The following is a 2926-nucleotide window of genomic DNA, read 5'->3' as shown; positions in this document are numbered from 1 at the left end:
GTGATGTAGCTGATCAGGTAGGTCTGGATCATGCCGGAGTTGCCGGCCTGACCGAACCGCAGCAGCAGCGCGATGATGAACGCCTTGATGGGCTTGCGCTGCATCGCCTCGAGCGTGCGGATGTCGCCCGTCTCGGTCGCGAGCTGGATGGTCTCGGCCTTGGAGAGCGCCCGGCCGTCGACGACATCCTCGCGCTCCTCGAAGACGGGCGTCTCCTTGAGGTTGAAGCGCACCCAGATGGCGAAGAGCATGATGACCGCGCTGGCGATGAAGGGGATCCGCCACGCCCAGGCGATGACCTCCTGCTCGCTGAACGCCACCAGGAGGATCGCCCAGATGCCGGAGGCGAGGAGCGTGCCGCAGTTGGTGCCCAGCGCGACGAGGGACGCGATGATGCCGCGGCGCCGAGCCGGTGCGTACTCGGCGAGCATGACGCCGGCTCCCGAGATCTCGGCCCCGGCCCCGAAGCCCTGCGCGATGCGCAGCAGCACGAGCAGGATCGGCGCGAGGATCCCGACCTGCGAGTAGGTCGGCAGCACACCGATCAGGGTCGTCGCGAGGCCCATGAGCAGGATCGTGTAGAACAGCACCTTCGTGCGTCCGGTCTTGTCACCCAGACGGGCGAAGAAGAATGCGCCGACCGGGCGCGCGACATAGCCGACGCCGTACGTGGCCATTGCGGCGACCACCGCCACCGCGGGGTTCTCCGAGGAGAAGAACAGATCGGCGAACACGAGTGCTGCGGCCAGCGAGTACAGCTGGTAGTCCATGAACTCGAGAGCGGTGCCGAGCCAGCCGGATACGGCGGCGCGCACCAGGTCTCGGATGGACCTCTTCGCGGCGGGGTCGGCGACCGTGGCGGTCGTCTGCGGTTGTGACATGGGAGGTACTCCTTCGGACCAGAGGGTGTGTCGGGGGAAGCCGTCGTGCGGCGGTCGTCAGAGGGCCAGCAGGACCTTCGCCGAAGCGGACGAATCGCGGGCGAGCTCGAATGCGGCCACGGCATCGGATGCCGGGACGACATGGGAGATCACGGGATCGAGCGCGTCCGACGCGGCAAGCATCGCCACCGCGTCGTCGATCTCGGTGGAGAAGCGGAAGGCGCCGCGAACGGTCAGCTCCTTCGCGAGCAGGGGAGCGAGGTTCACGCCGATGTCCGCATTCGGGAGCATGCCGACCTGCACGATCGTGCCGGCACGGCGGGCGGCGCGCACCGCCTGCGTGAGCGCGACCCCGACGCCGGAGCACTCGAACACGACGTCGTACGATTCCTGGTCGATCGTGTCGCGGCCGACGAGCGAGAGCTCGGTGGCGCCGAGGGACCGCGCCCGGTCGAGGGGCTCGGCACGCACATCGCTGGCGCCCACCACGGATGCGCCCGCGTCCACCGCGGCGGCGACGACGAGAAGGCCGATGGGGCCGGCGCCGATCACGAGCACGCGCGCGCCGCTGATGTCGCCCGCGAGGTTCACGGCGTGGATCGCCACTGCGAGCGGCTCGGCGAGCGCAGCCCGCTCGAGCGGCAGTGCGTCCGGGAGGACCCGCACCATGTGGTCCTCCACGATGACCAGCTCGGAGGCTCCGCCCTGGCGGTGCGGGTGCGCTGCGGCGCTGCCGAGGTAGTCGCCCCCCGCGCGCAGGTGCGGACGGTTCTCGAGGCCGGGCACTTCCGGACCGAAGCGTGCGGGGTGGACGGTCACGGGGGTTCCGGGAGCCAGTCGACCGGAGGGGTCGAGGTCGATGACGCCGGAGAGCTCGTGGCCGGGCGTCAGGGGCTCTCGGATCGTGTACTCGCCGTTGGCGCCGTGGAAGTAGTAGTGCAGATCGGAGCCGCAGATGCCGACGTAGTTGACACGGAGGCGGACCTCGCCGTCGCCGGGGACCGGGACCTCGCGGTCCTCCCAGCGGATGTCCTCCTTGCCGTGGATGGCGAGAACCTTCATGACTGGAGCTCCTTCGTGGTGGGCTGGGACGCCGAGACGGCATCGGTGATCGCGGCGTCGACGCCATGCCGTCGGATCGTGTCGACCAGTTCGCCGACGCGTCCGATGAACGCATCCTGCGCTCCGAGCTCGTGGCCGAACAGGTGCAGCTCGCCGATCACGCGCTCGGCCAGCTCTCGGCCGTTGCGGGCGGCGTCCGCCAATGCTCCGAGACGCTCGCGCGCCCCGTCGGTCATGGCGGCGGCATGCGGGCCGGGATCGAACCCGGACAGCGGTGCGATGCACGTCAGGTAGCCGGCGACGGTCAGCGCGATCAGATGCGGCATGCGGCCGTTGCCGAGTGCGAGGAGCGCGGGCTCGGGGATGCGCTGGCGGAGCTTGACCGAGCCGTCCGTGCCGACCTGACTCGTGCGGTGGCCGAGAGCGCTGTTCGCCCAGCGCTCGAACAGCTCGGTCTCGTAGGCGCGGATGTCGACACCGGAGGGCACCTCGATCGACGGCTCGTACTCGTCGCGCAGCACCGCGCGCGCGGCGCTCTGAATGGCCCCCAGTCCGATCGCCTCCGGGATCGTGCCGACACCCCGCAGCGCACCCAGGTACGCGATCAGCGAATGCGTGCCGTTCAGCAGTCGCACCTTCATCTGCTCGTAGCGGCCGACCTCGTCCGTGAAGACGGCCCCTCCCGCCTCCCATGCCGGGCGACCCCCGGCGAAGCGGTCTTCGATTGCCCACATCGTGAAGGGTTCGGCCGGCACCGGGATCTCGTCGCGCGCCTGGAGCAGGCTGCCGACGCGCGTGCGCAGCTCGGCGGTCGTCGCCGGCACGATCCGGTCCACCATGCTCGAGGGGAACGAGACCGCGCGGTCGAGGAAGGCCAGCGCGTCGGCGCCTTCGGAGCCCGGGAGCTCCTGCAGGAACTCGCGCACGAGCTTCTCGGTGTGCGCCCCGTTGGACGCGAGGTTGTCGCAGCTCAGCACGGCGAT

The 2926-nt window shown here is 70.2% G+C and carries 2 protein-coding genes and 1 pseudogene; all 3 read right to left on the bottom strand.

The window, feature by feature from the left end; translation table 11 throughout:
* A partial coding sequence (locus tag RIF89_RS13350) for an MFS transporter (protein WP_309069580.1) occupies positions 1–881 on the bottom strand: 881 nt, incomplete at its 3' end.
* Between the two features lie 57 nt (positions 882–938).
* Positions 939–1943 carry an L-idonate 5-dehydrogenase gene (locus tag RIF89_RS13345; RefSeq protein WP_309069579.1) on the bottom strand — a complete coding sequence of 335 codons (1005 nt, stop codon included), beginning with the start codon at positions 1941–1943 and terminating at the stop codon, positions 939–941.
* Positions 1940–2926: pseudogene (locus RIF89_RS13340) on the bottom strand (mannitol dehydrogenase family protein); the annotation flags it as partial. The pseudogene RIF89_RS13340 and the gene RIF89_RS13345, both read right to left, overlap by 4 nt.

The organism is Microbacterium sp., assembly GCF_031178525.1.
In the GTDB taxonomy this organism is placed as follows: domain Bacteria; phylum Actinomycetota; class Actinomycetes; order Actinomycetales; family Microbacteriaceae; genus Microbacterium.
The sequence above is the reverse complement of the archived record's forward strand: the minus strand, read 5'-3'. Positions and strand labels throughout refer to the sequence as shown.